Source organism: Caballeronia sp. BCC1704 (genome assembly GCF_902833455.1).
Lineage (GTDB): Bacteria > Pseudomonadota > Gammaproteobacteria > Burkholderiales > Burkholderiaceae > Caballeronia.
The window spans coordinates 150,438-175,148 of record NZ_CADFFT010000005.1; the positions used below are offsets into that span (position 1 = coordinate 150,438).

Below are 24,711 nucleotides of genomic sequence, written 5' to 3' on the forward strand. Positions count from 1 at the left end.
CTCGAACGACGCCCTGCCTCACACATTCACCCGACCGCTTTCGAGCAACGCGGCGAATGCGTCGGATGAAAGCGGCCGCGCCAGCAGAAAGCCCTGCATTTCGTCGCACCGCATGTCTTGCAGACGGCCGAGCTGCGTGCCGGTCTCCACGCCTTCCGCGACGACATCCATATCGAGCGAATGCGCGAGCGCGATGATTGCCGACACGATAGCGTGCCCTTCCTGCCCGTTCTCATCGAGGCCGTTGGTGAAGAAACGGTCGATCTTCAACTGCTTGGCGCGGAACCGCTGCAAATAGGCGAGGCTGGAATAACCGGTGCCGAAATCGTCGATGGCGATCTCACAGCCGTTGTCCTGAAACGCGCGAATCATCTCGGTGGTGCGCGGCGCGTCCTGCATGGCGACGGACTCGGTAATCTCGAACATCAGTTGATCGCTTCGCACGCCCTCTTCGCGCACGATCTGGAGCACGCGCGTGACGAGGTCCGCTTCGTTCAATTGCCGCGGCGAAAGATTGATGGCGACCTTCACCGCCGCCCGCCCGGACTCGCGCCACCGCACGATATGCCGGCACGTCTCGCGCACGACCCAGTAGCCGATATCGACTATCTGCCCCGAACGCTCCGCGATCGGAATGAATTCCATCGGCGTCAAAAGACCGATTTCCGGATGATTCAGCCGAATGAGCGCCTCCGCGCCCGCTAGCTCGCCGTCCCCGCGAAACTTCGGCTGAAACAGCAGGTAGAAGTAGCCTTCGGTCAACGCCTCATGCAACGCCTGCTGAATCTGCAGCGTGCGCACCGCCGCCTCGTTCATGCTCGCCTCGAAGAAGCGATACGTGCTGCGCCCGCCGCGCTTCGCCTCATACATCGCGACATCCGCATGCTTGAGCAGCGTTTCGACGCTGTCGCCGTCTTCGGGGAAAAGCGCGATGCCGATGCTCGGCATCACTTGCAGGGATTGATCCGCGACGACAAGCCCCTTTCTCATCGCATCGAGAATGCGTTCCGCGAGCTTCTCGGCATCCGTGGGCGTGCCTATTCCTTCGAGCACGACCACGAACTCGTCGCCGCCCAAGCGGCCGACCGCATCGCCGCCGCGCACGCATTGCAGAAGGCGCTTGGCGAACGCTTGCAGCACTTCGTCGCCGATCGAATGGCCGAGCGAATCGTTGATGGTCTTGAAGCCGTCGAGATCCATGAAGAGAATCGCGAAGCGGCTGCCGTTGTTCGTCGCGTTCCTGACCGCGCGGCCGATGCGCTCCGTCACGGTCCGGCGATTCGGCAGGTCCGTGAGCGTATCGAACGTTGCCATGTGAACGATCTGCCCATGCAGGCGCGACACGGAACCGGCGAGCAACTCGTTCTGCGCATCGAAACGCGACAGCACGAGCGTGATGATCAAGATGGCGAACGTGAACAGCATGACCGTCGTGGCGAGCCAATGCACGTCGACGTCGTTGGCCGCGCCGCAGATCGCGCCCGGCAGGAAGTTCGCGGCGGCGTTGCCCGTGTAGTGCATGCCGGTGATCGCGACGCCCATGACGAGTGCAGCCACCCCGCGCTTTTGCGTGATGTTCGACTGGTTCGCGTTGGACAGCACGCGTGCGATCCACAGCGCCGCGCCCGACGCGACCACGGCGATCACGACCGACGCGGCGAAAAGCAGCGGGTCGTACTGTATCGCCGGATGCATGCGCATCGCGGCATCGCCCGTGTAGTGCATGGCGGCGATGCCCGCGCCCATGAGCAAGCTGCTCGCGGCGAGGCGCTGAAACGTCAGCCGCACGCGGTTGATGACCGAGAGCGCGAAGAACGAAACCAGCATGGCAATCGCGAGCGACGCCGCCGTGATGCGAAAGTCGTAGCCGAGCTTGATCGGCAGCGAAAACGCCAGCACGCCGACGAAGTGCATCGACCAGATGCCGACGCCCATGGAGGCCGCGCCGCCCGCGAGCCAGACATGGCGCATGCGCGAATGCGACAGCATCGCGATGCGGCCGGAGATGTCGAGGGCCGTGTACGAGGCGAGCGTGGCGACGACGAGCGATGCCGCCACGAGCCAGAAGTTATAAGTGCCGTGCATGAAGTGCCGGAATCGAAGGGGCGTGTTTGCGTAAGCGTCTTATCGGCGCACACTGGCCAATCTTTAGGCCGCTCGAAAGCCCGGTGCAAGAACAGTTTTTGTCCATGCGCCGGCGCATCACAGTTCAGGGTCCAACAATGCCACAACGCGTTCCAGCATGCGTTCGCCGAGCCCGCGACGCTGCCAGTCTTCGAGCGTGATGCGTTTTGAACGCTCGATATCGGCATCGAAAATCGCGGTTTGCTGGCGCGCGAAATCGCGGTCGTAGATGTTGAGATTCGCTTCGTCGTTGAGCTTGAACGACCGGCTGTCGAAGTTGGTGGAGCCGACCGACACCAGAAATTCGTCGACGACGATGAGCTTGCAATGAAACATCGTCGGCTGATATTCGTACATCTCGACGCCCGCCGCGAGCAGATCGCCCCAGCACGCGCGCGACGCCTCGCGCACCGTATGCGTGTCGATGCGCTTGCCCGGCGTGATGATGCGCACGCGCACGCCGCGCCGCGCCGCCTCGACGATCGCGTTGATGGTCAGCTTGTCCGGCACGAAGTACGCGCTCGACAAGTGGATGGAATGCGTCGCGGCGGTGATCGCCATCAGATACATGAGCTGCATGTCGTCGCTGCCGCCCGAAGGCGAACTGCTGAACATGTGCGCGAGACCGTCGCCCGCGCGCTCGATCTCGGGAAAATAGTTCGCGCCGTGCAGCACGTTGCCGGTGGCCTTGACCCAGTTGTCCATGAAGACCGCCTGCATCTGCCCGACCGCCGGACCTTGCACGCGAAAGTGCGTATCGCGCCAGTGCTTCTCGTCTTGCGCATGGCCTGTCCATTCGTCCGCGATGCCGACGCCGCCCGTGAAACCCGTGCGGCCGTCGATCACGAGGAGCTTGCGGTGCGTGCGGTCGTTCATGCGGCCGAGTCCCGTCCAGTGCGGCTTGTGATACTGAATGACCTCGGCGCCCGCGTCGCGCAGCGTCTGCAAGTAGCGCTTGTCCATCTTGGACGACCCGACCCAGTCGAGCAGCACATGCACCGACACGCCGGCGCGAGCCTTTTCGGCGAGCGCCTCGGCGATCTGCTCGCCTATCGCGCCCGACCAGTAAATAAACGTCTCGAAGGTGATCGTCTTCTTCGCCGAGCGGATGCCTTCGAGCATCGAGGGAAAGATTTCATCGCCGTTCACGAGCACCTCGAAGCGGTTGCCGTCCACCACGGGCGGCCCGAGCAGCAGACCCATCGACCGAAGGAACTGCGGATCGTCGCTCGCGTAGAGACGCTCGATCTTGTGCTCGATCTTCTTTTCACCGCTCGTCAGGTTGGCGATCACCAATACCACGATCACGGTCGCGACGACGGTCAACGCAATCAGGGCAAGCGTGGGCATGCAGGGCCTCGCGAAGCGAACATCCGTCCGGAACCGGTAGTGTATGTGGTTCCGGAACGCGCGGGCCATCAGGTTTGCGCGGATTGCCCGATCTGCTTGGCAATGGCGTCGCCCAGGCGCTGTTCATCCGATGAAACGCCCGCGCGCTTCGTTTCGGAAACCGCGTGCAGTCCGCCCGATACGGCGAGCGAGCTCACCGCGTGACCCGCCACCGCGCCGACGCCCGCCGTTTCCGCGACGCCCGGCGCGTGGCCGCTGTCCGCGCTGGAATCGAACTGTTCGATCAATTGCGGCGCGCCGTGCGCCGGCTTGAACACGAGCTGCACAGTGGCCGTGACCTTGCTTTGGCCCGCGCCGAGTCCGATCAGCATGCGGCGGCGGCGATTGCCCGCGTCGATCTTGTCGATGCTGCCGACGACTTCGAGCGCGTTCTGGTCATCGGGCGGCGCGACGTCGGCGCGGACCGCGCGCAGACCCATCGACTGGAGTTTCGCGACGATTTCGTCGGCCACTTCTTCGCGCGCCGCGATGGCGTCTTGCGCCTGCTGCTGGGCTTGCGTGTCGCCGGACATGGCCGTCTTCAGCTTCGACGCGAGGCCGTGATTGTCGAGCTTCACGTCGCCCGCGTCGCTTGCGAAGGGATACACGTAGATCGTGGTGTCCGCGGGCACCGCAGCGCTCGCCGCGTTCGCCGAGCCCGCGAACAGCGCGACACCGGTCACGAGGCCCGCGACGAGCGCGCGGCGGGCGTGGCGGACGAGTGATTCGAGCGAGGAGACGTTCGTTACATGAGACATGTCGGCACCTGAGTTCGTTGGCTGAATTACGGTCTGCGGGTCTGCAGGTCTACGGTGGGGCTGTCGATCACCGTGGCGCCACTATGGACGATGCCCGCCGCGCACGCCATCCAACATTTATGTCGCCGGGTGTCAGGCCTGCCAAAGCCGCTTTTGAGCATGAACACGCGAGTCTCGCTACCATGCCTCGAACGCGCGCTCAAGCGCCGCCATTCAACCCACGCTTCGAAGGAGCAACGATGGACCTCCAAATCGCCAACAAGCTCGCACTCGTGTCCGGCTCGACGAAAGGAATCGGCCATGCCATTGCCGTGGCGCTCGCGCGTGAAGGCGCGCGCGTGATCGTGAACGGACGCTCGCAATCATCCGTCGATGCCGCGCTCGACAAGCTGCGCCAGCTCGTGCCAAGCGCGCAGGCCGAAGGCTTCGCAGGCGATGTCTCCGACGCCGCGCAAGTCGACGCGCTCGTGCAGCGCTTCCCCGAGGTCGACATCCTCGTGAACAACATGGGCATCTTCGAGCCCAAGCCGTTCGAAGACATCTCCGACGACGACTGGCTGCGCTTCTTCAACGCGAACGTCATGTCGGGCGTGCGGCTGTCGCGCGCCTATCTGCCGAAGATGAAGCAGAAGAACTGGGGCCGCGTGGTGTTCATCAGCAGCGAAAGCGGCATCCAGATTCCCGTCGAGATGATCCACTACGGTCTGACCAAAACCGCGCAACTGGCGCTGTCTCGCGGGCTCGCCGAAACGTGCGCGGGCACCGGCGTCACCGTGAACTCCGTGTTGCCCGGCCCGACAAGTTCGGAAGGCGTCACCGAGTTCGTCGAGAAGCTCTCCGGCGGCAAGAGCATGGAGGATGTGCAGAAGTCGTTCTTCGAGGAAGCCCGGCCGAGTTCGCTGCTCAAGCGCTTCATCGCGCCGGAGGAAATCGCGAACATGGTGGTGTACGTGTGCTCGGCGTTGTCGTCGGCGACGAACGGCGCGGCGTTGCGCGCGGACGGCGGTGTGGTGCGCGCCGCGTTCTAGCCCGGCTGCGTCTGCGCGGCCAGCGACCGCGCCTTGGCGAGCGCATCGACGATATCGGCGATGGTCTTGTCGCGCGCGGTGTCGTCGAGTTGCCTGAGCGCATACGACGGGTGATATGTGGCGACGATCAGCTTGTCGCCATACGGCGTGACGCGGCCGACATGCGCCCGCAACGTCGCGCGCTTGCCGAGCAGCGCGGTGAGCGCCGTCGCGCCCAGCGTGACGATGACGCGCGCGCCGGTCTGTTCCAGCTCGCGCTCCAGCCAGTAGGAGCACGCTTCGATTTCCTGCTGCGCGGGCGTCTTGTGCAGCCGCCGCTTGCCGCGCGGCTCCCATTTGAAATGCTTCACGGCGTTGGTCAGATAGACCTGCTCGCGCGGCACCTGCGCCTGGCGCATGGCGTCGTCGAGCAACTGTCCGGCGGGGCCGACGAACGGCTCGCCTTTCAGGTCTTCCTGATCGCCCGGCTGCTCGCCGAGCAGCATGATGCGCGCATCGGCCGGGCCCGCGCCGTGGACGGCTTGCGTCGCGTGACGCCACAGATCGCAGCGGCGGCACGTGTCGAGCGACGTGGGCGCGTCGCGTTCCGGCTGCGCGTCTTCCGCCTCCACCTGCACGATCTTGCCGCCGAGCGCGCCGACCGCCCGCGCCTGCGCGACGCGCCGCGCGCCGCCGCGCGCATCGCTGACGAGCTGCGGAATGAGCGCGCCTTCCGGCAATCCCTTCCAGAAGCGCACCGGCATTTGCTGCTGGAGCACGGATTCGTTCAGACGCGCAGGGTTGAAGATGCTGCGGTAATAGGTCATCCACAGATCTTCGGCGGCGTCCGGCGTGTCGGACGGATGGTCCGACGCAAGCGCGCGGCGTCGCTCGATCTGCAGACGCTCGCCGTTCCACATGGCCGCACCGTCCGGCGTTGTGATGAGCCACGTCGACTGACCCATGCGCGCCGCGAAATGCTCCGCCCCCCAGGCGAGCACGTCGTGATCCGGCTCGTACCACGCGACGAATTCCGGCGGTCCGAGCGACGCCTCGCGCTGCCGGAAACGCACGTATGCGATCATATCGTGCTGCGCGCGGCGCACCGCCTTCGCCATCTTGTAGAGCCGCGCGCCGTCTTCATCGGCCGCCGACGCCACCGAGCGGTCGCCATGCGTCCAGCGCCACAGCACGCGATACAGAAAGCTGAAGCGCCGCTCGTCGCGGAAATGCGCGGCGTCCTTGAGCAACGCCGCGAGTTCGCGCGAGACGCGCACTTGCGGTGCGCCAGTGGCCGGCGCGGCCGTTTCGGTAGATGCCGCGAACAACGCGGGCGTGTCGCCTTGCTGCGTGCGCCATTCGATCGACTCGGGCTTCAGGTTTCGGGCGAGCGCGTCGAGTGCCGCGCTGCGCCACGCGTCGAAGTCGTCGTCGATGGTGATGACGTGCATCGTTAGATGAGCGAAAGCTGCACCGGCTGCGTGGCAAGCGCCTTTCGCAAATGTTCCGACGATGCTTCGGCGAGCGGCGGCCGATAGTCCTCCGTCACGACGAAAGGCTTCACCTTGTCCATCGCGCAGCGCAGCCGCGCAAGATCCGCGTAGCGCACGCGCCGCGCGCGGCGCAGTTCCGCGATGCGCTTCGCGTTGCGCATGCCGATGCCCGGCACCCGCGCGATCATCCGCACCGGCGCGGTGTTCAGATCGACCGGGAAACGCTCGCGATGCGCGAGCGCCCATGCGAGCTTCGGATCGACATCGAGCGGCAGATTGCCTGCATCGCCGAGCAGTTCGGCGGCATTGAAGCCGTAGCCGCGCATCAGAAAATCAGCCTGATACAGCCGATGCTCGCGCAAAAGCGGCGGCGCCTTGGACGGCACGCCGGACGGACTGTCGGGAATCGGGCTGAACGCCGAATAGTAGACGCGCTTCAACTGGTACGAGCCGTACAGCGTTTCGGCGGTGCCGAGAATGGTGCGGTCGTCGGTCTCGTCCGCGCCGACGATCATCTGCGTGCTCTGCCCCGCCGGCGCGAAGCGCGGCGCGCGCGGCTCCGCTTCCGACTCCTCGCGCGCGACGCGAATGTTGCCCATCGCCAGCTTGATGGTGCGGCCGCTCTTTTCCGGCGCGAGGCGCTCGAGGCTGATTTCAGTCGGCAGCTCGATGTTCACGCTCAAGCGGTCCGCATAACGCCCCGCCTGCGCGATCAGGCCGGGATCGGCATCGGGAATCGTCTTCAAATGGATGTAGCCGCGGAACTGATGCTTCTCGCGCAGGGTCTTCGCCACGAGCACCAGTTGCTCCATGGTGTAGTTCGAGGACCGAATCACGCCCGAACTCAGGAACAGCCCGTCGATGTAATTGCGGCGATAAAAGTCCAGCGTCAGCGTGACGACTTCTTCCGGCGTGAACCGCGCGCGCGGCACGTTGCTGGAGCGGCGGTTGATGCAGTACTGGCAGTCGTACAGGCAGAAGTTCGTGAGCAGAATCTTCAGCAGCGACACGCAGCGGCCGTCCGGCGTGAAGCTGTGGCAAATGCCCGAGCCCGTGCTTGCGCCCAAGCCTTCGACGCCGCGCGACTCGCGCTTGGGCGCGCCGCCGCTCGCGCACGAAGCGTCGTACTTCGCGGCATCAGCAAGAATTTCGAGCTTTTCGGACAGTTCCATCTTGGCTATGATACTGTATATACATACAGTATGCTAATCGTGTCGGGGGAAGTTTGCAAACCGCGCGGTAGGGCAAACATGGCGCCGCCGCGCTGCTATTTCAACGGATCATGGCCCCAGTTCATCAGCGAGTAGCGCCACTTCGTATGCTCGATATCGCCTTGCGGGCGCTGCGCCAAATGGCGTTTCACATAGCCAATGACCTTGCGCATGTGGCCGTAGTCGTCGGCATGCAATTCGCTCTTCTTCGCGCCGAGCAATTCGATAATGCGCCGCCCGGACTGATGCCCGACCGACTCCGCGTTCCCGTCTTTTTGGCCCACGGCCTGAGATTCATCCGTCGCCAGCCATTTTTCGAGCTGATGCGCCGTCATGTTGACGAGCGTTTTGAATTCGTCGAAGGTCGCCTTGTCTTCGGCGTCCGCGGATTGTCCATGCTGCTGTTGCGTCTTCGCTTGCGTCTTCTCTTGCGTCCTTTCGTGCGTGGTCATGAGCGCGCTCCGTTGGTGAGGTCAGCCGCATCACCGGCATCGAGCAAGCACCGCTCCAGCGGTGTTTATTGCACGCCTGTCGGCCCCGGCTCCCGAATACCAGCCACGACGCCACGCACTCTCATGTGGAGAACTTCCTAATGCGTTTTGACTACAAGAACTTTCATATCGACTGCACCGCTCGCCATGATGAAGATGGCAGCTTTTATGCGCGCGCCCGAATCACCAGCGCGCCCAATGAATACACGCCGAACGTAGAAGTTCACGAATCGGGCGATCTCGACTCTTTCCCGAACGAGTGGGACGCATTGCATTGCGCGCGGGCGTGGGCCATCGAATGGTGTGACGAAGCGCTGGCATGACGAGATCGGCTTGCCTTCCGAAGTGCGGCACTCGCAAGCGCCGACGCTTACAACTGCGGCACACGGATTGCACGGTGTAAGGCGCGACGCCGCGCAGGCAAACGCAGCGGCGCGCGTCACATGACCAAATTCAAGGGAGGCACCATGAAAATCGCCAAGAAGAGCTTGCTGGTATCCGCAATGATTCTGAGCCTGTCGGGCGCCGTGTTCGCGCAGGGCGCAGGCGGCGGCGCCGGTGGTGGCGCGGGCGGCGGCGGGACGGGAGGCGGCACGGCAGGCGGCAACGGCGCGGGTCAAGGCGGCACCGGCATGGGCACGCCGAACGCGAATGGCACGACGGGCGCAACGTCGGGCGCAACGGGCTCCTCCACCATGGGCTCGGGCAGCGGTTCCAGCAGCAAGACGAACAAGATGCACAAGAAGAGCGGTTCGGGTTCGTCCGGTAGCGGTACGTCGAGCTCGCAATAACGCGTTCCCTTTTTGCAAGGCCGCCCGGTTCGCGTCGTTCGTTGCGCGGGCCGGGCGCAACCCCTCCTGAGCTTTAGCACTCCCCCCGTACGCATCCCTTCCACATAGGGATTTCGCGTCTTCTTCCCAGAACCTAATGTGTGCCTGCGCGGTTAGTCATCGCGCCCGCCGCATACGAGCGACTTCCCGGCGTTTCATCACGCGGGCTCGGTCGTGCCGTCTGCGTCGTTGTAGGTCGTCTGCGGCCGGCGAACGCCCTGGCTTCGCATGGTCGCGGCGCGCCATTCTTCCACCGCTGCAAGGAGTCCGGAAACGTGTGCCGGCTGCTTGTGCATTCGCTTCTGAGGAGCTGGAACATGAAGACGAACGTCAACCCGAAATTCATCGCAATGATGGCGGCCTGTGCGCTGGCCGCGGGCATCGGCAACGCGCGCGCGCAAGGCATGCCCGACACGGCGCAACAAGTCGTTCAGACGATGCGTCCGATGGATTCCTCGCACACCGCACGGCAAGCCGACGCCGCAAAGACCGACTCCGCATCCGGCGAACAGGCCTACGGCGGCACGAAAGCCGGGACGAGCATGTCGGCTGGCGGACGGACCGAGACATGCAGCGGCCTGCCGCAATGCGAGGTGTTCTTCGGTCACTGAGCACAACGGCTGCGCGACGAGCGACATGCCGAACAGAAGCGCATGCGCTCGTCGCGCCAGCCGCCAGCCGCCAGCCGCAAACAGCCCTACTCGACCTCAGGCGTCAGCCAGAACCGCGCGCTGACCGACTCCCCGGCCGCAAGCACGCCGCCGCCCTTCAGCGACGCGTCGACATCGAGATTCACCCAGTCCGCGACATTGCTGACCGGCTCGACACACAGCAGCGAACCGAACGACGAAGGCACATAAATCACCGTGAAGTCGAACGGCGCTTCCGCTCGCAGCGTGACCGAGCGATGCTCGCGCGGCCACGCGACCGACGTCTCGCGCGACCAGCCCGTGAAGTTATTGTCGAGATCGAAGGCATCGGCGGACATGCCCTCGCGCGATGCCAGAGCGTCGATGCACGAATGCGGGCCGGCGTGCGTGGGCAGCGGCTCGGGCGTCGTATGCCACATCGACCCGACCCGCGTGCGCACAACGGTGTGCCCGGTGCGCGGAAAGTACGGATGATGTCCGAGGCCGAAGGGCATCGGCCGGTCCGACAGGTTGCGCAGCGACATGGTCACGTTGAGCGACTGCGCATCGAGCGCGATGTCCTGCGCCGCTTCGAAAGCGAACGGCCAATGATGCGCCGGTTCCTGCGAAGGCACGTGCGACAACGTGAGACGTGCGCTCGCCTCGGAGACGGCATCGACGCGCCACGGCCGCCGCCATCCGTTGCCGTGCAGCGCGTGCGGGAACGCGTTGCCGTCGCCGGACAGATCGACGAGCGCGCCATCGAATGTAAAGCGCGCATCGCGAATACGGTTGCAATATGGCACGAGCGGAAAGCTCGCCATGCCGAGCGGATTGCGCGCGGCGAGCGCATCGACGGTGGCGGGACGCAGCCAGTGCAGCGCGCCGCCTTCGTTGGGCTCGCGGGCGTCGAAGAAAGCCGCAATCGCGCCGCCGACGTGCGGGGCGAGCAGCACACGCCGCGCGCCGTGGCGCAATTCCACGAGCGCTTCGTCCGCGCGCCCGGACGGGGTCCGATCCGCGCTCAATATGCGAACTGCCGGTAGTTTTCGTCGAAGATGCGCTGCGTGCGCTCGACCACCGGGTTGTAGCGCAGCAGTCGTTTCGCGCGCGGCGGCAAGTCGGCGAGCACGGCACGCGGCACATCGATATGTACTTCCGGCCGGAAATACCATGCGCGGCTATAGCCGATCACGACCATCGGACGCGGTTCGTCGATGTAGTTCGGCGTGCCGCGATGCAGCCCACGCACGTCGCGGATCATCACGTCGCCGACGCGCATCGGCACGCGCTCGGGCGGGAAGCGTCCATCGGCGAGACCGGCGAGCGCTTCTTCGCGCGAGATGCGGTGCGTGCCGCGCGTCGTTTCGAGCGAGCCGTTGCGCTCGTCCACATCGACGAGCGGAAAGTTCACGGCAAGCTGGAACGACGGCGTTTCGGGCGCGTCGTCGAAAAGCGGCGGCGTATCGCGATGCCAGTCCTGAAAGTCCGAGCCCAGAACCGGCGTATCGGTCGCGAGCTGGCACATGACCGGATCGCGTCCCGCCACGCGCTCGACGATGCCGACGATGTCCTCGTCGCAAATGATCGACGGGTCCGCGAACTCGCCTTCGAACGGCAAGGTCACGTAATAGCGGCCCGGCCCGCGATTGCCGCTCGCCGATGCCTCGCGCGCTGCATCGACATGTGGCTGCAACAGCGGCGCGAATGCCTCGCGCCACGCTTCGAGCTTCGCGCGCTCGAAGTGATCCGGCAACAGCACGAAACCGTCTCTCTCGAACGCTTGTGCAAGCGCGTCTCTCGTCGTCTCGTCGTATCGGCCCATGCGCCGCTCCTTTCGGTCGTCAATCGGTCGAAAGAGAATCGCACGGTAGTAATCGCGTCGTCAATATTATTAGTAATACTCGGTGAAAACCCTGTGCCGTCCCATGTTCCGGCTAGGTGGTTTCCGTGTTGTTCATCACTAATATTAGTGTTAAGGTCTGTCGCCAAGCCCCATAAGCCGCACCCGTCCGATGAAGAAAACCACGCAGCGCCGCCCGACGATGACCGACATTGCGAAGCTCACCGGAGTTTCGCAGTCGACGGTGTCGCTCGTGCTCAACAACGCGAGCGGCGCGAAGTTCTCGGACGTCACGCGCGACAAGGTGCTGCGCGCGGCGCAGGAGCTCGGCTATCGCATGACGCCGCGCGAGCCCGCCGCGCTGGATGCCTTCGACACACCCGGCGCGCAGAGCGAGCGCAATCTGATCGTGTATCTCGCCGATGAGATCTCGACGAGCCCGCATCCGGTCGTGTGCATCGACGGCGCGCGCGACGCCGCGTTCGCGCATGGCCGCCTGCTCGCCGTCTATTCGACGCACGGCAACGCGGAGATCGAGGCGCGCGTGCTCGCCGCGACGCTCGACCATCCGAACCTGCTCGGCGTGATCTACGCGACCGTCTACACGCGGCTCGTCGCGCTGCCCGCGGCGCTCGCCAAAGTGCCGACGGTCCTGCTCAACTGCTACGCGAGCGAGGCGAACCTGTCGTCGGTCGTGCCGGCGGAAGTCGCGGGCGGGCACACGGCGACGGACTATCTGCTCGCGGCGGGGCATCGGCGCATCGGCTATATCAACGGCGAGCCGTATCAGGACGCGGCGCGCGACCGGCTGAAGGGCTATCGCACCGCGCTCGCGACGGCGGACTTGCCGTTCGCGCCGGAACTCGTGCGCGAAGGCGACTGGAGTTCGGGCGCCGGCTTCGAGCAGACGCTCTCGCTCATGCGCGAGCCGAATCCGCCGACGGCCATTTTCTGCGCGAACGATTTAATGGCGCTCGGCGCGATAGAGGCGCTCAAGCAACTCGGGCTGCGCGTGCCCGACGATGTTTCCGTGGTCGGCTACGACGATCAGGAGATCGCCCGCCACACGCATCCACCGCTATCGACCGTGGTGTTGCCGAACTACGACCTCGGCCGCTGGGCGGTCGAAACGCTTCTGCAAGAGGAACACAACCGCGCCGTCGGTGCGCCGTTGCGGCGCCGCACCGTCAAGCTCGACGGCCCGCTGATCGAGCGCGGATCGGTGAAGGTCATCGCCGAAGCGCATCAGTTCGCAATTAATAATATTAGTGATTAGCCGCCAATAAGACGCTCATAAACAGCGCGCTGGGCAGCAGCATCTCTCGCATCAGACAGACCGGGCAACAACAAGCATCGGCATTACCAACAAGACGAATCATCCATATCGGAGGAAGACATGCTGTCGCTAAACAAGAATCTCCGCTCGGGCCTGCGCCCGCTCGCCGCCGCGCTCACCGTTCTGACGGTCGCAGCCGGGGCCGCGCACGCCGCCGACGACGCGTTGCCTAAAATCCCGAACAAGAAGCCGCTGCGCGTGGGCTTCGCGCAGACGGAGAGCAACAACCCGTGGCGGCTCGCCGAGACCAAGAGCTTCAAGGACGTGGCGTCGAAATGCGGCTGGCAGGTCATCATCACCGACGCGAACAGCTCGGCGGCCAAGCAGGTGTCCGACATCCAGAGCATGATCGCGCAGCACGTCGATCTGCTGGTGTTCCCGCCGCGCGAAGAAAAGCCGCTCGCGCCCGTCGTGTTGCAGGCGAAGAAGGCCGGCATTCCGGTGATTCTCGTGGACCGCAACATCGACCAGTCGATGGCGAAGGCCGGGCGCGACTACATCACGTTTATTGGATCGGACTTCATCGATCAGGGCCACCGCGCCGCCGACTGGCTCGTGAAGGCCACCAACGGCAAGGCGACGATCATCGAGCTCGAAGGCTCGACGGGCGCCTCCGCTGCGAACGACCGCAAGAAGGGCTTCGACGAAGTCATCGCGAAGAATCCGGGCATGAAGATCGTCGCGTCGCAAAGCGGCGACTTCGCGCGCGACAAGGGCCGCCAGGTCATGGAAACGCTCTTGCAGGCCCATCCCGACGTGACCGCCGTCTACGCGCACAACGACGAAATGGCGCTCGGCGCGATCGCCGCGATCAAGGCGGCGGGCAAGCAGCCGGGCAAGGACATCGTGCTCGTGACGATCGACGGCACGAAGGGCGGCCTCGAAGCGATCAAGGCGGGCGAACTGGGCGCGAGCGTGCAGTCGAGCCCGTTCTTCGGACCGCTCGCGTGCGATGTCGCGCAGAAATACGCGAAGGGCGAGACCATTCCGCCGTGGGTCAAGGTATCCGATCGCTTCTACGACAAGAGCAACGTCGACGCCAGCATGCAGTACGGCTATTGAGCGAAGCAGTCTATGTTGGTTCGCGGGCGCCTTCGGGCGCTCGCTTTTCTAAAGGACGGAAGCGCCGCATGGCCACTGCTCCCCTACTCGACATGCAGGACATCGACATTGCCTTCGGCGGCGTCGCGGCGCTCAAGCACGCGCGCCTCACCGTCGCGGCCGGCGAAGTGCACGCGCTCATCGGCCAGAACGGCGCGGGCAAGTCGACACTCATCAAGATTCTCACCGGCGCGTATCGCAAGAGCGGCGGAACCATCCGCTTCGACGGACGCGAAGTGGATTTCCGCACGCCGAAGGAAGCGCGCGAAGCAGGCATCAGCACGATCTATCAGGAGATCAACCTCGTGCCGTTTCGCTCGGTGGCCGAGAACATCTTTCTCGGACGCGAGCCGCGCCGCTTTGGCCTGATCGACTGGAAAACGGTGCAGCGGCGCGCGACTGAACTGCTCGAATCGTTCGGACTCCATATCGACGTGCGCAAGCCCGTGCGCGACTATTCGACCGCCATTCAGCAGATGGTCGCGCTCGCGCGAGCCGTTTCGTCGGATGCGAAGATGGTCATCATGGACGAATCGACGTCATCGCTCGACGAGCGCGAAGTCGAACTGCTTTTCGGCGTGGTGCGCCGCTTGCGCGACGACGGGCGCGCGGTCATTTTCGTGTCGCATCGGCTGGACGAACTGTATGCGCTGTGCGACCGCGTCACCGTGATGCGCGACGGTCAGACGGTCGCGGAAAGCACCATGCAGGAGATGGACAAGCTCAAGCTCGTGACGACGATGCTCGGCCGCACGCTCGCCGCCGTCGTGCACGAAGACAGCGCGGTGAAAGAAGAGAATCTGGCGAAGCGCGGCGCGGTCGCGTTGAGCGCGCAGTCGCTCGCGGCGGGCGCGAAAGTCACGAACGTATCGCTCGACGTGCATGCGGGCGAAGCAGTCGGTCTCGCCGGATTGCTCGGCTCGGGCCGCACGGAGACGATGCGCCTTCTGTTCGGCGCGGACCGTCCCTCGCGCGGTTCGCTCACGGTGGCCGGCGAAAGCGCCTCGTTCAAGTCGCCGAAAGATGCGATCACGCGCGGCATCGCGTATCTCACCGAAGACCGAAAGGCCGAAGGCATCGTGCCGGAGCTTTCCGTGCGCGACAACCTCACGCTGGTCTGCCTGCCCGCGCTCACTAAGCGCGGCGTCGTAGACGTTGCGAAGCAGCGCGAAATCGTGGACGGATTCATCGCGTCGCTCGGCATCAAGCTGCGCTCGCCCGATCAACCGATACGCGAACTCTCGGGCGGCAATCAGCAAAAGGTCTTGCTCGCGCGCTGGCTCGCGACGAATCCACGCCTTCTGCTGCTCGACGAGCCGACGCGCGGCATCGACGTGGGCGCGAAAGCCGACGTTGCGAAGATCGTGCGCGAGTTGCGCGATGCGGGCATGGCCGTGCTGTTGTCGGCGTCCGAACTGGAAGAACTCACCGCCGTCGCCGACCGCGCGGTCGTGATCCGCGACGGCGAAACCGTGGCGCAACTCGACGGCGCGCAGATGAACGAGGCATCGATCATGGATGCGATCGCCTACGGCTCGGGTGAAACATCGACGCTCGCGCAAGCGACGGCCGCGCAAGGAAACGAGTCATGATCGACAAGACACAACCTGCTGCACGACCCGTAGCGCCGCTCGCTGCGGACGCGCAAACGGCGCCTGCCAAGAAACGGCGCGGCGTCGCGATTCAGCGCGAGATCATCGTGCTCGTCGCGATGATACTGTTCAACCTGTTCTTCACCGAGCACTTCTGGTCTCTTCAGACGTTCAACGTGAACTTGACGCAGGTGGTGACGATCGTGATCGTCGGCATCGGCATGACGCTCGTGGTGGCGACAGGCGGCATCGATCTGTCCGTGGGCGCGTCGATGGCGATTGCCGGTGCCATCGCGCCGATGCTCTTCATGAACATCGAAGGGCCGCTCGGCATTCTGCTCGCCTTCACGCTGCCCGTGATAGCCGCCGCAGTGTGCGGTGTGTTCAACGGACTGCTCGTCACGCGGCTTCGCGTGCAGCCCATCGTCGCGACGCTCGTGCTCTTCATCGCGGGACGCGGCATCGCGCAAGTGATCACCGACGGCAGCCTGCAGGCGTTCAACAATCCGGCGTTCCAGTGGATCGCGCTCGGCAAGGTCGCGGGCGTGCCGTTCCAGATTCTGCTGATGCTCGCGCTCGTCGCCGTCTTCACATGGATCGTGCGCAAGACCCTATTCGGCAAGTATCTGCTCGTCACGGGCGGCAATGAGGACGCGGCGTATCTTTCCGGCATTCCGACAGCGCGCGTCAAGCTGATCGCCTATACAGCATGCGCGGCGCTCGCGGGTCTCGCCGGGCTCATTTCGATCTCCGTGAACTCGTCGTCGGATGCGAACGTGGTCGGCCTCGGCGTCGAGCTCGATGCCATCGCGGCCGTCGCGGTCGGCGGCACGGCGCTCACAGGCGGCAAGGCGTATATCACGGGCACGCTGATCGGCGCGCTCATCATCCAGCTATTGCGTTACACACTGCTCGCGCACGGCATTCCGGACGCCGCCGCGCTCGTGCTAAAGGCCGCGATCATCATCGCCGCCGTGTACGTGCAGCGCCGCCGAGGCTCATGACATGAAGAAGAACCTTCCTATCCTGATCGCGCTCGTCGCGTTGCTCGTCCTGGGCGTGGTGCGGTACGAGCACTTCGCCTCCGCCTACAACGTGACGTCGTTCTGGCGATACAACTCGATGTTCGCGCTGATCTCCATCGGCATGGCGTTCGTCATCATCACGGGCGGCATCGATCTGTCCGTGGGCGCGGTGGCCGCGCTCGCCAGCGTGGTCGCCGCGCTGGCGAGTCCGCACGGCGGCGTGGCGGGCGTGCTCGCCGGGGCGTTCGCGGGGCTGGCGGTGGGCGTGCTGAATGGCATCGTCATCACGCACATGCGGATTCTTCCCTTCATCGTCACGCTGGCGACGAGCCTCGGCGCGCATGGCCTCGCGCTGCTGCTCGGCCATAACGATGCCGTCGCCATCTCGTCCGACACGAACTTCGCCGCCTTCGGACAAGGCGACCTGTTCGGGCTGCCAATTCCCGGCATCGTGTCGCTGGTCGCGGCGGTGCTTGCCTGGATCGCGCTACGCAGTTCGCGCTTCGGCCGTCATGCGCTCGCCATCGGCGGCAGCGAAGAGGCGTCGCGGTTGATGGGCCTGAACGTCGATCGCACGCTGGTCGCGGTGTATGCGTTGAGCGGCTTGCTCGCCGGCATCGCGGGGGCGATTCTCGCGGCGCAGTTCGGCGCGGGACAGCCGAACGAAGGCGTCGGCTGGGAACTGTTCGCGATCTCGGCGGTGGTGCTCGGCGGCACGCGGCTGACGGGCGGCGAAGGTTCCATCGCGATGACGATTGCAGGCGTGGCGCTGCTCGGACTCGTCTTCAACCTGCTGAACTTCGAGAACGGGCTCGGGTATATCAGCCTGTCGGCTTACTGGCAGTCGGTGATTCGCGGGCTTTTCTTGTTGCTCGTGATTGTTCTGCAAGCGCGCGTGCTGAACCGGCGCGTCGCGCCGGCGAAAGTCACGCATTGAATCGACAGGAGCCGATGCTCGTCGCGCGGCCTCAATTCTTCTTCGCCGCGCTACTGGGCGACGCTCCGGCCACCGCCTCGGCGCCTTCGGATGCCAGCCGCAGATACGCCGCCGCGAGCCTGCGCAGTTCTTCTTCGCTCGCGTCCTCGATGCCGATCAGGTGATTGCTCGCCGCGCGATGCGTCGCGAGCAGTTCATTGAGCTTGAGATGCAGCGCGACGCTGTCCTTGTTCTGGCTCTGCTGAATCAGAAACACCATCAGGAACGTGATGATGGTCGTGCCGGTGTTGATGACGAGTTGCCAGCCGTCGGAATACTGAAAGATCGGTCCGGTGACGACCCACGCGACAATGCTCGCCACCGCCAGCCCGAAGGCGAACGGCGAACCCGCCCAGCGCGTGACGAGGCTCGCGAAGCTGTCGAATGCGCGCATCAACGGATGCGATTTGGCGTAGGCGGGGCTGGACGTGTCGGGAATGGTCTCGAGTTGGTCGGTCGAGGCTCGGGGTTTGCTTTGCATATCTTCCTCCCTTTGTGTCTGAGGGGCGCCAAGCAAGAGTCATTCCTTTCAGTAGCATTCCGGCCGAGTCCGCCGTCGCTGATCAGGCGGACGGATCGCGCGGCGCAATCAGCGCGTCGACGCTCGTTTGCACGCCGGGACGGGACTGCGCTCGGGGCATCGCGAGCGCGGCGTTCAACGCGTTTTTCAAATCTGCGTCGTCCGGCTTGAGCGATAAAGCCTGACGCAGCGCGCCTTCCGCTTCCTGGGCTCGGCCGAAAGCGAGCAGCACGAGGCCGAGACCGCGGCTCGCTTCGAAGAAGGTCGGACGCAAGGCCAACGCCTGGCGGTACTCGGCTTCGGCGCTCGGCAGATCGTAGCGGCGGTGTGCGACGTTACCGAGCCCGCAATGCGCTTCCGCCGACTGGGGATCGATCGCGAGCGCGCGATTGAACGAGGCGTCGGACTCGGTCAACCGGCCCGCCGCGCAGAGAACATCGCCCATCGCCAGATGACCGTTCACGACCTGCGGCGCCAGGTCGATGCCTCGGCGGCATGCGGTTTCGGCCTCGGGCAAGCGCCCCTGCAAGAACCGCGTATGGCCGAGACAAACGTGCGCCTGCGCGAAATCCGGCTGCGCGGCGATTGCCTCCGAGAACGCCTTCGCGGCATCGTCGAGGCGGCCCTCGTTCTGGAGCAGGCCGCCGAGCACGAACTTGGCCGCCGGAGAATCGGGACGAATGGCCAGCGCCTTCTCCAGTAGCGCCCGGCCGTCATCGTTGCGCTGTTGATCGAGCGCGACCAAGGCGAGGTTCACCAGAACATCGGGGGAATCGGGTTGCAGCGCCAGTGCCTGCCTGAACATCTGCTCCGCTTCCGGAAGACGGCCCAACAGGCGCAGCACGACGCCCAGATTATTAGTCACGGCGGCCGAGTCGGGACGCAGCGCGAGTTGCTCGCGAAGCACCGCTTCCTGTTCAGCGAGGCTACGCATATTCGAATCGATGGGTTCGTTCATGATCGTGATGTGAAACGAAGTTAAATATCGCGGATGATTTTATTGATAATGGTGAATAAAGCGTCCGCGAATTAAAAACGCCATTGGCCACTATGTTGATATTGAGCGGCCGCCGGACGACATTCTTAGAAGGCGTGCACGAAGGCCTCGGCAAACGCCCGTCCGACTGGGCGAATGCCGCGATTGCCCTGCGAAAACGAATTAACCGGCGCCGCGAGAACGTGCTTAACGGTATTCCCGGTTCGCGCAGAAAAAGGACGATAACGGATTCAGCTGAGTATAGTGCAAAAATATATGTCGATTTCGAATCCGGGATTGCGAAAGGCAGTCTCAGAAACATATTGATCGACTAACACGCGGGCCAGATTTCCGGCTCGGCGCGCTCGGTCACGAACCTTGCTATAGCCCCTGCGAACGCGCATGCCGGAACGGCTCCGAGCCGTTTCCGTGCGAGAATCCGGAAGCCCTTCCGGTCGCGCGTTTCTGTCAGCTCATCCCAAGACACGCCTTTCAACCCCATGCCGCTTGGTCGCGAGACCTTAGCGAGGAGATTCAGCGTCGATGACTCCCGAGAATCTGCCCCCGGACACGAGCGCGAGCAGCGTCGACCCTAGCTTTCTGCTCGGCGGCGGAGAAATGGGCGTGCTCATCCGGGGCTTCGACTGGACGCAGACCTCGCTCGGCGCGCCGGAGGACTGGCCGCAGAGCCTGAAGACGGCCATTCGCATCATGTTGACCTCGCGCCAGCCCATCTGGATCGGCTGGGGCGACGAGCTGTTGTTCTTCTATAACGACGCCTACCGGTCGATCATCGGCGGCAAGCATCCGCAGGCGCTCGGCCAGCCAACTTCGGTCGTGTGGCGCGAGATCTGGGACGACATCGGGCCGCTGCTCGACACGGCGCTCGCCGGCGTCGAAGGCACCTTCGTCGAACAGAAGCTCCTGATCATGGAGCGCAACGGTTTCCCGGAGGAGACGTACTACACGTTCTCCTACAGCCCGATTCCGGACGACCGTGGCGACGCGGGCGGCATCATCTGCGCGAACAGCGACGACACGCAGCGCGTGCTGGGCGAACGGCAACTGACGGTGCTGCGCGAACTGGCGACTTCGGCCGCCGACGCGCGCACGTGGCTCGAAGCCTGCGAACGCTCGATGAACGCGCTAAAAAGCGCGCCGCGCGATCTGCCTTTCGGCCTGCTCTACGCGGCCGACCCCGGCAACGAGACCGCGACGCTCGTCGGCGCCTGCGGCATCGCGCCGGGGCATCCGGCGGCGCCCGCTACGCTGAACGCCAATAAGCGCGAGCCGTGGCCGTTTCAGGACGCGCTGCTCGAAAACCGCCCGCAGCTCGTGACGAACCTGCATCAGCATGTGGGCGCGTCTTTGCCCACGGGCGCGTGGAAGGCCGCGCCGACCACCGCCGTCATGGTCCCGATCGCCCCGACCGGCGAGACCGGTCATGCAGCCGTGCTGGTCGCGGCGCTCAATCCGTATCGACTGTTCGACGACGGCTATCGCACCTTCATCAATCTCGTCGCCGGACAGATCGGCGCGGCGATCGGCTACGCGCACGCCTACGACGAAGAGCGCCGCCGCGCCGAGGCGCTTGCGGAGATCGACCGCGCGAAGACGACGTTCTTCTCCAACATCAGCCACGAATTCCGGACGCCGCTCACGCTGATGTTGGGCCCGCTCGAAGAAATGCTCGCGGACCGCAACCGCGTGCCGCCCGAGGACCTGCGGCTCGTCCAGATCATGCATCGCAACGGCATGCGGCTGCTCACGCTCGTCAACGCGCTGCTCGACTTTTCGCGCATCGAGGCGGGCCGCATCGAGATTCATCGCCAGCGCACGGACATCGCCGCGTTCACCGCCGAACTCGCGTCGCTGTTCCGCTCGGCCATCGAGACGGCCGGCTTGACGCTTCGCACGAACATTCCCGATACGCCCGTGCTCGCCGACATCGACCGCGACATGTGGGAGAAGGTCGTGATGAACCTGCTATCGAACGCGTTCAAGTTCACGTTCGAGGGCAGCATCGAGGTGGCGCTTGCCGTGCGCGGCGGCGTGATCGAAGCGAGCGTGTGCGATACCGGCATCGGCATTGCGGAGCACGAGCAGGCGCGCGTGTTCGAACGGTTCCATCGCGTGGCGGGCGCGGCGGGCCGCTCGGTGGAAGGCAGTGGAATCGGGCTTGCGATGGTTCAGGAGCTCATCAAGCTGCACGGCGGCAGCATCGCCCTGACGAGCCGCCTGGGCGAAGGAACGTGCTTCACCGTGACGCTGCCGGCCGCGCACGAGGGCGCAGCGTCGCGCGCCGACGCCCCGCGCGCTGAGGCCAGCAGCCGTGCGCGCTCCTTCGTCGATGCCGCGTTGCGCTGGACGCCGGATGCGGACCCGGCCGACGCCGCCGCGCTCGACGTCGCGAACCTCGATTCGCCGCTCGCGGAAGCCGCTGAAGCCGCCGCGCCATCGGATGCGCTGACGGGCCGCGTGCTCGTCGTGGACGACAACGCCGATCTTCGCGAATACATGCGCCGCCTGCTCGCCGCCGCGGGCCACGACGTGAGCGTCGCCGCCGATGGGCAGGCCGGGCTCGACGCCGCCGTCGCGCTGCGTCCGGACGTCATCGTTTCCGACGTGATGATGCCGCGCCTCGACGGCTTCGGCCTCTTGCGCGCGCTGCGCGACGACGAGACGCTGCGGGAAACGCCGGTCGTGCTGCTGTCGGCGCGGGCGGGCGAAGAAGCGCGCGTCGGCGGGCTCGAAGCGGGCGCGGACGACTATCTGACCAAGCCGTTCTCCGCGCGCGAACTGCTCGCGCGGGTGGCGAGCAACCTGCGGCTGTCGCGGCTGCGCCGCGAGACCGAGCAGCGCCTGCGCGAAGAGTCGCGCGTGCTCGAAGTGCTCAACCGCGTCGGCACCACGGTCGCCGCCGAACTCGACCTCTCGCGCGTCGTGCAGGTCGTGACCGATGCCGCCACGGAACTGACCGGCGCCGCGTTCGGTTCGTTCTTCTACAACGTGCTCGACGACGAAGGCGGCAGCTACACGCTGTACGCGCTGTCCGGCGCGCCGAAGGAGAGCTTCGACAAGTTTCCGATGCCGCGCAACACGGCCGTCTTCGCGCCGACATTCGGCGGCCACGGCATCGTGCGCTCCGACGACATTACCAAAGATCCGCGCTACGGCCACAACTCGCCGCACTTCGGCATGCCGAAGGGCCATCTTCCGGTGCGCAGCTATCTTGCCGCGCCGGTCGTCTCGCGCACGGGCGAAGTGCTCGGCGGCCTTTTCTTCGGTCACCCGGAGCCGGGCGTGTTCACGGATCGCGCCGAGCGCATCGTGAACGGCGTCGCGGCGCAGGCGGCCATCGCCATCGACAATGCGCGGCTCTTTCAGGCGGCGCAAAACGAAATCGCCGAGCGCGCCAAGGCGCAGGCCGCGCTGCGCGATCTGAACGAGACGCTGGAGCGCCGCGTGACCGAAGTCGTCGCGGACCGCGACCGGCTGTGGGAACTGAGCGAAGACCTGTTCGTGATCGCGAGCTTCGACGGCGCGCTGTTGCGCGTCAGCCCGTCATGGTCGTCGGTGCTGGGCATGGATACGGAGCGCCTGCACGCGCGCACGATGCTCGACATCGTGCATACGGACGACCGCGCCGCTGTCGCGCTGGAGCTCGACAAGCTGCGGGCGAGCGGCGCGCCAGTGCGCTACGAGTGCCGGCTCGGGCGCATTGACAGCGGCTGGCGCTGGATCGCATGGACGCTCTCGCTCGATCCGCGCACGCGGCGCATCCACGGCGTCGGACGCGACGTGACCGCGGACCGCGAAACGGCCGACGCGCTGCGGCACGCCGAAGAAGCGTTGCGCATGGCGCAGAAGATGGAAGCCATCGGCAAGCTGACGGGCGGCGTCGCGCACGACTTCAACAACCTGCTGCAAGTGATCGGCGGCAATCTGCAACTGCTCGCGAAAGACGTCGCCGGACAAGACAAGCCCGAGCAGCGCGTGAAAAGCGCGCTCGCCGGCGTGGCGCGCGGCGCGAATCTCGCCTCGCAACTGCTGGCGTTCGGGCGGCGCCAGCCGCTCGCGCCGAAGGTCGTCAATCTCGGCCGCTTCGTGCGCGGTCTCGACGACATGTTCCGCCGCGCGCTCGGCGACGGCATCGAAGTGGAGACGATCGTGTCGGGCGGCTTGTGGAACACGCTCGTCGATCCCTTCCAGGTCGAGAACGCGCTGCTCAATCTCGCGATCAACGCGCGCGACGCGATGAACGGGCACGGCAAGCTGACCATCGAGGCCGGCAATGCATCGCTCGACGAGACGTATGCGATGCGCAACGCCGACGTCGCGCCCGGCCAGTACGTGATGGTCGCCGTCACCGATACGGGCTCGGGCATGTCGGCCGAAGTACGGGAACGCGCGTTCGAGCCGTTCTTCACGACCAAGCGCGAAGGTCAGGGCACCGGCCTCGGCTTGTCGATGGTGTACGGCTTCGTCAAGCAATCGGGCGGGCACGTGAAGGTGTACAGCGAGGAAGGCCACGGCACGACAGTGCGCCTCTACTTGCCGCGCGCGCGGCAGGAAGAAGACCTCGAAACGAACGTGGACGCCGGACCGGCCAAAGGCGGCAACGAAACCATTCTCGTGGTCGAAGACGACGAGGAAGTGCGCGCGACGGTCGTCGATCTGCTCGCGGACCTGGGCTATCGCGTGTTGCGGGCGAAGGACGCGCAGAGCGCGCTCGCCATCGTCGAGAGCGGCGTGCCGATCGACATGCTGTTCACGGACGTGGTGATGCCCGGTCCGCTGCGCAGCACCGAGCTTGCGCGCAAGGCGCACGAGCGCGTGCCGGGCATCGCGGTGCTGTTCACGTCGGGTTACACGGACAACGCGATCGTTCACGCGGGGCGGCTCGACGAAGGCATCGACCTGTTGAGCAAGCCGTATACGCACGAGGCGCTGGCTCGCAAGATTCGGCATGTGCTCGGGCAACGCGCGCCCACTCCTGCCTCCTCTGCCGCGAATGCGACCGATGCCGCAACGCCCGAGTCCAGCGACGCCCTGCGCGTGCTGTTCGTCGAAGACAACGAGATGGTCCGCACGAGCAGCGCCGAGTTGCTGCGCACCATGGGCCTCGATCTCACGGAAGCCGCGAGCGTCGAAGAAGCCCGCGCGCTTTTTGGCGAGCAACGCTTCGACGTGCTGCTGACCGACGTGAATCTGGCGGGCGAATCCGGCGTCGCGCTGGCAAGAGAGGCATTGCGTCAGGCGCCGCGTCTGGGCGTCGTGTTCGTCACCGGCTACGACCTCGAACTGAGCGACGAGGAACGGCAGGCGCTCCCGCATGCGATCCGGCTGCGCAAGCCTTACGATCCGCTCGCGTTGATGGAGGCGCTGCGCGCGGCCGCGGCGCGCTGAT

At 65.3% G+C, this 24,711-nt stretch carries 20 protein-coding genes; 10 read left to right on the top strand and 10 right to left on the bottom strand.

Translation table 11 applies throughout. The features are described 5' to 3' along the window. Positions 1–18: 18 nt before the first annotated feature. The 3 genes from HWX53_RS23760 to HWX53_RS23770 all read right to left on the bottom strand — a co-directional run bounded on the left by HWX53_RS23760 (position 19) and on the right by HWX53_RS23770 (position 4,271). A complete protein-coding gene (locus tag HWX53_RS23760) occupies positions 19–2,085 on the bottom strand; it encodes an EAL domain-containing protein (protein WP_175945517.1) in 2,067 nt (688 codons plus the stop codon). 117 nt (positions 2,086–2,202) lie between these two features. Beyond that, the gene (gene cls, locus HWX53_RS23765; RefSeq protein ID WP_175945519.1) at positions 2,203–3,474 is read right to left on the bottom strand and encodes a cardiolipin synthase; all 1,272 of its coding nucleotides are present in this window, start codon (positions 3,472–3,474) and stop codon (positions 2,203–2,205) included. Positions 3,475–3,542: 68 nt separating this feature from the next. Then, positions 3,543–4,271 carry a DUF4410 domain-containing protein gene (locus HWX53_RS23770; RefSeq protein WP_175945521.1) on the bottom strand — a complete coding sequence of 243 codons (729 nt, stop codon included), beginning with the start codon at positions 4,269–4,271 and terminating at the stop codon, positions 3,543–3,545. A gap of 239 nt (positions 4,272–4,510) precedes the next feature. Here HWX53_RS23770 and HWX53_RS23775 point away from each other — a divergent pair, with 239 nt between their 5' ends. Continuing rightward, on the top strand, positions 4,511–5,299 hold the full coding sequence (locus HWX53_RS23775; protein ID WP_175945523.1) for an SDR family oxidoreductase: 789 nt from the start codon (positions 4,511–4,513) through the stop codon (positions 5,297–5,299). Here the strand turns inward: HWX53_RS23775 and HWX53_RS23780 are convergent. The 3 genes from HWX53_RS23780 to HWX53_RS23790 form a co-directional block, all read right to left on the bottom strand. Beyond that, the gene (locus tag HWX53_RS23780) at positions 5,296–6,729 is read right to left on the bottom strand and encodes a UdgX family uracil-DNA binding protein (RefSeq protein ID WP_175945525.1); all 1,434 of its coding nucleotides are present in this window, start codon (positions 6,727–6,729) and stop codon (positions 5,296–5,298) included. The genes HWX53_RS23775 and HWX53_RS23780 overlap by 4 nt on opposite strands. A 2-nt stretch (positions 6,730–6,731) precedes the next feature. Further along, positions 6,732–7,943 (bottom strand): putative DNA modification/repair radical SAM protein, encoded by a 1,212-nt coding sequence (locus tag HWX53_RS23785; RefSeq protein ID WP_175945527.1) that lies wholly within the window; start codon positions 7,941–7,943, stop codon positions 6,732–6,734. Between the two features lie 95 nt (positions 7,944–8,038). Further along, the gene (locus HWX53_RS23790; RefSeq protein WP_175945529.1) at positions 8,039–8,434 is read right to left on the bottom strand and encodes a DUF3140 domain-containing protein; all 396 of its coding nucleotides are present in this window, start codon (positions 8,432–8,434) and stop codon (positions 8,039–8,041) included. A 140-nt stretch (positions 8,435–8,574) separates the two neighbouring features. Between HWX53_RS23790 and HWX53_RS23795 the strand changes: the two genes are divergently transcribed. The 3 genes from HWX53_RS23795 to HWX53_RS23805 all read left to right on the top strand — a co-directional run bounded on the left by HWX53_RS23795 (position 8,575) and on the right by HWX53_RS23805 (position 9,914). Then, positions 8,575–8,796: a hypothetical protein gene (locus tag HWX53_RS23795; RefSeq protein WP_175945531.1), complete on the top strand. Its 222-nt coding sequence runs from the start codon at positions 8,575–8,577 to the stop codon at positions 8,794–8,796. A 144-nt stretch (positions 8,797–8,940) separates the two neighbouring features. Then, positions 8,941–9,264, top strand: coding sequence for a hypothetical protein (locus HWX53_RS23800; protein WP_175945533.1), 324 nt, complete (start codon positions 8,941–8,943; stop codon positions 9,262–9,264). Positions 9,265–9,620: 356 nt separating this feature from the next. Next, positions 9,621–9,914 carry a hypothetical protein gene (locus tag HWX53_RS23805; RefSeq protein ID WP_244140235.1) on the top strand — a complete coding sequence of 98 codons (294 nt, stop codon included), beginning with the start codon at positions 9,621–9,623 and terminating at the stop codon, positions 9,912–9,914. Positions 9,915–10,000: 86 nt separating this feature from the next. Here the strand turns inward: HWX53_RS23805 and HWX53_RS23810 are convergent, their stop codons facing one another. Together HWX53_RS23810 and HWX53_RS23815 are read right to left on the bottom strand one after the other, a co-directional pair. Continuing rightward, complete coding sequence (locus tag HWX53_RS23810; RefSeq protein ID WP_244140236.1) at positions 10,001–10,915, bottom strand: aldose 1-epimerase; 915 nt, start codon at positions 10,913–10,915, stop codon at positions 10,001–10,003. Between the two features lie 41 nt (positions 10,916–10,956). Next, positions 10,957–11,757 (bottom strand): phytanoyl-CoA dioxygenase family protein, encoded by an 801-nt coding sequence (locus tag HWX53_RS23815; RefSeq protein ID WP_175945537.1) that lies wholly within the window; start codon positions 11,755–11,757, stop codon positions 10,957–10,959. Between the two features lie 190 nt (positions 11,758–11,947). Between HWX53_RS23815 and HWX53_RS23820 the strand changes: the two genes are divergently transcribed. The 5 genes from HWX53_RS23820 to HWX53_RS23840 all read left to right on the top strand — a co-directional run bounded on the left by HWX53_RS23820 (position 11,948) and on the right by HWX53_RS23840 (position 17,766). Continuing rightward, entirely contained in the window at positions 11,948–13,051 is a 1,104-nt protein-coding gene (locus HWX53_RS23820; protein ID WP_244140237.1) for a LacI family DNA-binding transcriptional regulator, read from the top strand. A gap of 120 nt (positions 13,052–13,171) precedes the next feature. After that, complete coding sequence (locus HWX53_RS23825; RefSeq protein ID WP_175945539.1) at positions 13,172–14,173, top strand: ABC transporter substrate-binding protein; 1,002 nt, start codon at positions 13,172–13,174, stop codon at positions 14,171–14,173. Between the two features lie 68 nt (positions 14,174–14,241). Continuing rightward, positions 14,242–15,804: a sugar ABC transporter ATP-binding protein gene (locus HWX53_RS23830; protein ID WP_175945541.1), complete on the top strand. Its 1,563-nt coding sequence runs from the start codon at positions 14,242–14,244 to the stop codon at positions 15,802–15,804. Then, positions 15,801–16,808 carry an ABC transporter permease gene (locus tag HWX53_RS23835; RefSeq protein WP_175945543.1) on the top strand — a complete coding sequence of 336 codons (1,008 nt, stop codon included), beginning with the start codon at positions 15,801–15,803 and terminating at the stop codon, positions 16,806–16,808. The genes HWX53_RS23830 and HWX53_RS23835 overlap by 4 nt, the downstream gene beginning before the upstream one ends. Position 16,809: 1 nt before the next feature. After that, positions 16,810–17,766, top strand: coding sequence for an ABC transporter permease (locus tag HWX53_RS23840; protein WP_175945545.1), 957 nt, complete (start codon positions 16,810–16,812; stop codon positions 17,764–17,766). Between the two features lie 31 nt (positions 17,767–17,797). On the opposite strand, the gene HWX53_RS23845 is transcribed toward HWX53_RS23840, so the two are convergent. Then, positions 17,798–18,286, bottom strand: a complete 489-nt coding sequence (locus tag HWX53_RS23845; protein ID WP_175945548.1) for a low affinity iron permease family protein — start codon at positions 18,284–18,286, stop codon at positions 17,798–17,800. 82 nt (positions 18,287–18,368) lie between these two features. After that, positions 18,369–19,283 (bottom strand): tetratricopeptide repeat protein, encoded by a 915-nt coding sequence (locus HWX53_RS23850; RefSeq protein WP_175945549.1) that lies wholly within the window; start codon positions 19,281–19,283, stop codon positions 18,369–18,371. A 561-nt stretch (positions 19,284–19,844) separates the two neighbouring features. Here HWX53_RS23850 and HWX53_RS23855 point away from each other — a divergent pair. Then, the gene (locus HWX53_RS23855) at positions 19,845–24,710 is read left to right on the top strand and encodes a response regulator (protein WP_175945551.1); all 4,866 of its coding nucleotides are present in this window, start codon (positions 19,845–19,847) and stop codon (positions 24,708–24,710) included. The last annotated feature ends 1 nt before the right edge of the window (position 24,711 follow it).

Excerpts from the sequence above, each read along its gene's own strand:
- HWX53_RS23825 (WP_175945539.1), top strand. The coding sequence starts at position 13,172 with ATGCTGTCGCTAAACAAGAATCTCCGCTCGGGCCTGCGCCCGCTCGCC.
- HWX53_RS23780 (WP_175945525.1), bottom strand. The coding sequence starts at position 6,729 with ATGCACGTCATCACCATCGACGACGACTTCGACGCGTGGCGCAGCGCG.
- HWX53_RS23785 (WP_175945527.1), bottom strand. The coding sequence starts at position 7,943 with ATGGAACTGTCCGAAAAGCTCGAAATTCTTGCTGATGCCGCGAAGTAC.
- HWX53_RS23815 (WP_175945537.1), bottom strand. The coding sequence starts at position 11,757 with ATGGGCCGATACGACGAGACGACGAGAGACGCGCTTGCACAAGCGTTC.
- HWX53_RS23830 (WP_175945541.1), top strand. The coding sequence starts at position 14,242 with ATGGCCACTGCTCCCCTACTCGACATGCAGGACATCGACATTGCCTTC.
- HWX53_RS23760 (WP_175945517.1), bottom strand. The coding sequence starts at position 2,085 with ATGCACGGCACTTATAACTTCTGGCTCGTGGCGGCATCGCTCGTCGTC.
- HWX53_RS23835 (WP_175945543.1), top strand. The coding sequence starts at position 15,801 with ATGATCGACAAGACACAACCTGCTGCACGACCCGTAGCGCCGCTCGCT.
- HWX53_RS23795 (WP_175945531.1), top strand. The coding sequence starts at position 8,575 with ATGCGTTTTGACTACAAGAACTTTCATATCGACTGCACCGCTCGCCAT.
- HWX53_RS23770 (WP_175945521.1), bottom strand. The coding sequence starts at position 4,271 with ATGTCTCATGTAACGAACGTCTCCTCGCTCGAATCACTCGTCCGCCAC.
- HWX53_RS23820 (WP_244140237.1), top strand. The coding sequence starts at position 11,948 with ATGAAGAAAACCACGCAGCGCCGCCCGACGATGACCGACATTGCGAAG.
- HWX53_RS23790 (WP_175945529.1), bottom strand. The coding sequence starts at position 8,434 with ATGACCACGCACGAAAGGACGCAAGAGAAGACGCAAGCGAAGACGCAA.
- HWX53_RS23850 (WP_175945549.1), bottom strand. The coding sequence starts at position 19,283 with ATGAACGAACCCATCGATTCGAATATGCGTAGCCTCGCTGAACAGGAA.
- HWX53_RS23840 (WP_175945545.1), top strand. The coding sequence starts at position 16,810 with ATGAAGAAGAACCTTCCTATCCTGATCGCGCTCGTCGCGTTGCTCGTC.
- HWX53_RS23845 (WP_175945548.1), bottom strand. The coding sequence starts at position 18,286 with ATGCAAAGCAAACCCCGAGCCTCGACCGACCAACTCGAGACCATTCCC.
- HWX53_RS23775 (WP_175945523.1), top strand. The coding sequence starts at position 4,511 with ATGGACCTCCAAATCGCCAACAAGCTCGCACTCGTGTCCGGCTCGACG.
- HWX53_RS23805 (WP_244140235.1), top strand. The coding sequence starts at position 9,621 with ATGAAGACGAACGTCAACCCGAAATTCATCGCAATGATGGCGGCCTGT.
- HWX53_RS23800 (WP_175945533.1), top strand. The coding sequence starts at position 8,941 with ATGAAAATCGCCAAGAAGAGCTTGCTGGTATCCGCAATGATTCTGAGC.
- cls (WP_175945519.1), bottom strand. The coding sequence starts at position 3,474 with ATGCCCACGCTTGCCCTGATTGCGTTGACCGTCGTCGCGACCGTGATC.
- HWX53_RS23855 (WP_175945551.1), top strand. The coding sequence starts at position 19,845 with ATGACTCCCGAGAATCTGCCCCCGGACACGAGCGCGAGCAGCGTCGAC.